This is a genomic window from Odoribacter laneus YIT 12061 (assembly GCF_000243215.1).
Taxonomy (GTDB): Bacteria; Bacteroidota; Bacteroidia; order Bacteroidales; family Marinifilaceae; genus Culturomica; species Culturomica lanea.
Genome location: NZ_JH594598.1, coordinates 280,685 through 285,878, shown reverse-complemented (window position 1 = coordinate 285,878; position 5,194 = coordinate 280,685). Strand labels below are relative to the sequence as shown.

3 rRNA genes are annotated in these 5,194 nt (G+C 48.1%); all 3 read left to right on the top strand.

Annotated features, from left to right (window positions below):
• The first annotated feature begins 12 nt into the window (after positions 1 to 12).
• The 3 genes from HMPREF9449_RS15320 (at position 13) to rrf (ending at position 4,822) form a co-directional block, all read left to right on the top strand.
• A 16S ribosomal RNA gene (locus tag HMPREF9449_RS15320) occupies positions 13 to 1,538 on the top strand.
• A 227-nt stretch (positions 1,539 to 1,765) separates the two neighbouring features.
• Positions 1,766 to 4,655: ribosomal RNA gene (locus tag HMPREF9449_RS15315) — 23S ribosomal RNA — on the top strand.
• A gap of 56 nt (positions 4,656 to 4,711) precedes the next feature.
• Positions 4,712 to 4,822, top strand: a 5S ribosomal RNA gene (gene rrf / locus HMPREF9449_RS15310).
• The 16S, 23S and 5S rRNA genes sit together here, the layout of an rRNA operon.
• Positions 4,823 to 5,194 lie beyond the last annotated feature (372 nt).

The following is a 5,194-nucleotide window of genomic DNA, read 5'->3' as shown; positions in this document are numbered from 1 at the left end:
AAAAAAACTTTAACTATGAAGAGTTTGATCCTGGCTCAGGATGAACGCTAGCGACAGGCTTAACACATGCAAGTCGAGGGGTAACAGGGTGTAGCAATACACCGCTGACGACCGGCGCACGGGTGAGTAACGCGTATGCAACCTGCCTTTGACAGAGGGATAGCCCATGGAAACGTGGATTAATACCTCATAGTCTCTTTTTCCTTCCTGGGGAATAGAGTAAAACGAGAGTGGTCAAAGATGGGCATGCGTCCTATTAGGCAGTTGGCGGGGTAACGGCCCACCAAACCGATGATAGGTAGGGGTTCTGAGAGGAAGGTCCCCCACACTGGTACTGAGACACGGACCAGACTCCTACGGGAGGCAGCAGTGAGGAATATTGGTCAATGGTCGAGAGACTGAACCAGCCAAGTCGCGTGAGGGATGACTGCCCTATGGGTTGTAAACCTCTTTTCTATTGGGAGAATAAGCCTTATGTATAGGGTGATGACAGTACAGTAGGAATAAGCATCGGCTAACTCCGTGCCAGCAGCCGCGGTAATACGGAGGATGCGAGCGTTATCCGGATTTATTGGGTTTAAAGGGTGCGTAGGCGGCTTTATAAGTTAGTGGTAAAATTTCGGAGCTTCACTCCGGTCCGCCATTAAAACTGTAGAGCTAGAGAATGGACGAGGTAGGCGGAATAAGTTAAGTAGCGGTGAAATGCATAGATATAACTTAGAACTCCGATAGCGAAGGCAGCTTACCAGACCATAACTGACGCTGATGCACGAGAGCGTGGGTAGCGAACAGGATTAGATACCCTGGTAGTCCACGCCGTAAACGATGCTCACCGGCCCTTAGCGATAAGACAGTTAGGGGTTAATTGAAAGAATTAAGTGAGCCACCTGGGGAGTACGTCGGCAACGATGAAACTCAAAGGAATTGACGGGGGCCCGCACAAGCGGAGGAACATGTGGTTTAATTCGATGATACGCGAGGAACCTTACCTGGGTTTAAATGTATGTTGCATAATCTGGAAACAGTTTTTCTCTTCGGAGCTATATACAAGGTGCTGCATGGTTGTCGTCAGCTCGTGCCGTGAGGTGTCGGGTTAAGTCCCATAACGAGCGCAACCCTTACCGTTAGTTGCTAGCATGTAATGATGAGCACTCTAGCGGGACTGCCACCGTAAGGTGAGAGGAAGGGGGGGATGACGTCAAATCAGCACGGCCCTTACATCCAGGGCGACACACGTGTTACAATGGCCATAACAGCGGGTAGCTACCGGGTGACCGGATGCAAATCTCGAAAATTGGTCTAAGTTCGGATTGGAGTCTGCAACCCGACTCCATGAAGTTGGATTCGCTAGTAATCGCGCATCAGCCATGGCGCGGTGAATACGTTCCCGGGCCTTGTACACACCGCCCGTCAAGCCATGGAAGCTGGGAGTACCTGAAGTCCGTAACCGCGAGGATCGGCCTAGGGTAATACCGGTGACTGGGGCTAAGTCGTAACAAGGTAGCCGTACCGGAAGGTGTGGCTGGAACACCTCCTTTCTGGAGTTCAGATTATAATCGCACTTGCATTGTTTCACTTTCATAATACGGATTAAGGTAATAAGAAGAGGTTCGAATCCTTTTCATCCGTCTTGGTACTTTATGTACATAGTTCTTTGACATGCTGGAAAGTTAATGGATATATAATCCACAACAACAACAATTAGAACGAGTAAACACAATAGAGATATTGGAATACGAGTAAGCTAAAAGTATAAAAAAATATAATAGAAGCAAATAAGAGCGAATGGTGGATGCCTAGGCTCTCACAGGCGATGAAGGACGTGATAAGCTGCGATAAGCTGCGGGTAGGTGCAAATAACCTTTGATCCGCAGATTTCCGAATGGGGCAACCCAATACATTGAAGATGTATTATACCTTCGGGTAAGCAAACGCAGGGAACTGAAACATCTAAGTACCTGTAGGAAAATAAAACAACAGTGATTCCCCCAGTAGTGGCGAGCGACCGGGGAACAGCCCAAACCACGATTGTTTCGGCATTTGTGGGGTAGTAGGACTGCGATATTGTAGTAATAAATGAAATGGAACGTTTTGGAAAAAGCGATCATAGAGGGTGATAGTCCCGTACATATAAGTTTATGATACATAGCAGAATCCTGAGTAAGGCGGGACACGAGAAATCCTGTCTGAATCGGCCGGGCCCATCCGGCAAGGCTAAATACTAGTGAGAGACCGATAGTGAACCAGTACTGTGAAGGAAAGGTGAAAAGAACCCCGAACAGGGGAGTGCAATAGTCCCTGAACCCATTCGCTTACAAGCTGTCGGAGCCCTTTTTGGGGTGACGGCGTGCCTTTTGCATAATGAGCCTACGAGTTACTCGTCTCTGGCGAGGTTAAGTACGTAAACGTACGTGAGCCGAAGCGAAAGCAAGTCCTAAACAGGCGACTAGTCAGAGGCGGTAGACGCGAAACCTTAGTGATCTACCCATGAGCAGGTTGAAGGTTTGGTAACACAAACTGGAGGACCGAACCGATAAGCGTTGAAAAGCTTCCGGATGACTTGTGGGTAGGGGTGAAAGGCCAATCAAACTGGGAAATAGCTCGTACTCTCCGAAATGCATTTAGGTGCAGCCTCTGTTTTTCAGTTACTGAGGTAGAGCTACTGATTGGATGCGAGGGCTTCACCGCCTATCAAATCCGGCCAAACTCCGAATGCAGTAACTTTACAGACAGGGAGTGAGCCCGCGGGTGCTAAGGTCCGCGGACGAAAGAGGAAGAACTCAGCCCATCAGCTAAGGCCCCGAATTGTATGCTAAGTTGACAAAACGCGGTGGAACAGCACAGACAGCTAGGATGTTGGCTTGGAAGCAGCCATTCATTTAAAGAGTGCGTAACAGCTCACTAGTCGAGCGGTTCTGCATGGATAATACACGGGCATAAGCATACAGCCGAAGCTATGGACTCATCGAAAGGTGAGTGGTAGGAGAGCATTCCATTTAGCGTCGAAGCAGTATCGTGAGGTATTGTGGAGCAGATGGAAAAGCAAATGTAGGCATAAGTAACGATAATGCGGGTGAGAACCCCGCACGCCGAAAGGTCAAGGATTCCCCGGCAATGTCAATCAACCGGGGGTAAGTCGGGTCCTAAGTCGAAGCCGAAGGGCGTAGACGATGGCCAACAGGTTAATATTCCTGTACTCATATATGCTGCGATGCAGGGACGTAGTAGTGACACCGCTGCGTACAGACGAAATAGTACGTTGAAGTCTTTATCTGTCGATGCTGATAGTTAAGTACGTCAGCAGAGGAGATGGGTGATAGTACCGCAAGGCTTCGGCTGCGCGGATAATGCGGGTAATCAGACTACCAAGAAAATCTGCTAAGCTTCAGGCATATATGACCCGTACTGTAAACGGACACACGTGACCGGGTAGAGAATACTAAGGCGCTCGAGATATTCATGGCTAAGGAACTAGGCAAAATGGTCCTGTAACTTCGGGATAAAGGACGCTGGGTTTAACCCCAGCCGCAGTAAAATGGCCCAGGCGACTGTTTACCAAAAACACATGGCTATGCTAAATCGTAAGATGATGTATATGGCCTGACACCTGCCCGGTGCTGGAAGGTTAAGAGGAGGGTTTAGTAGCAATACGACGATCTGAATTGAAGCCCCAGTAAACGGCGGCCGTAACTATAACGGTCCTAAGGTAGCGAAATTCCTTGTCGGGTAAGTTCCGACCTGCACGAATGGTGTAACGATCTGGGTACTGTCTCAGCCATGTTCTCGGTGAAATTGTAGTTCCGGTGAAGATGCCGGATACCCGCAACGGGACGGAAAGACCCCGTGAACCTTTACTGCAGCTTTGCATTGATTTTGGGTAAGTGATGTGTAGGATAGGTCGGAGGCATTGAAATGGCATCGTCAGGTGTCATGGAGCCGCTGTTGAAATACGACCCTTTACTTATCTGAGGTCTAATCTCCTTAGTGGAGAGACATTGCATGGTGGGTAGTTTGACTGGGGTGGTCGCCTCCAAAAGCGTAACGGAGGCTTCTCAAGGTACCCTCATGGCGTTTGGTAATCGCCAGTAGAGTGCAATGGCATAAGGGTGCTTGACTGTGAGACCTACAAGTCGATCAGGTTGGAAACAAGAGCATAGTGATCCGGTGGTTTCCGTATGGAAGGGCCATCGCTCAAAGGATAAAAGGTACTCCGGGGATAACAGGCTGATCGCTCCCAAGAGCTCATATCGACGGAGCGGTTTGGCACCTCGATGTCGGCTCGTCACATCCTGGGGCTGGAGAAGGTCCCAAGGGTTCGGCTGTTCGCCGATTAAAGTGGCACGCGAGCTGGGTTCAGAACGTCGTGAGACAGTTCGGTCCCTATCTGTTGTGGGCGCAGGATATTTGCGGAGATCTGACACTAGTACGAGAGGACCGTGTTGGACGCACCTCTGGTGCATCAGTTGTGATGTCAATTGCATTGCTGAGTAACTACGTGCGGAAAGGATAAGCGCTGAAAGCATCTAAGCGCGAAGCCAACTTCAAGATGAGATATTCTTTTAAGGGTCGTTTAAGACGAAGACGTTGATAGGTTGCAGGTGTATAGTCGGTGACGGCACAGCTGAGCAATACTAATCACCCGATAGCTTCATTATAGTGAATTATATATTTTTTAACTTTCCGGTAAGATGTCAAACAATTTAAGAAATTAACAGGTGTCTATAGCAAAGGGGATCCACCTCTTCCCATTCCGAACAGAGAAGTTAAGCCCTTTCACGCCGATGGTACTGCCTAAAGGTGGGAGAGTAGGTAGGCGCCGAATTTAGGAACCCTGACGACGAGAGTTGTCAGGGTTTTTTTATTGTGTTGGGGGGTGGAGGGTCAGGACTGCTTTTGTTTTCAGATAAAATTTTCTATTATTTTACACAGTAGGGACGTGCCCTACTGTGCAATTTTTGTTTCAATATAGAGTTTTCCGAAAATTGATAACTCTTATCCATAATTATTTTTGTAAGTGTCAAAGTGAACAGTCCTAACCAGATTTACCCATTAGGGACGTGCCCTACTGTGTAATTTTTGTTTCAATATAGAGTTTTCTGAAAATTGGTAACTCTTATCCATGATTATTTTTTTAAGTGTTAAAGTGAACAGTCCTAACCGGATTTACACAATAGGGCACGTCCCTACTGTGTAA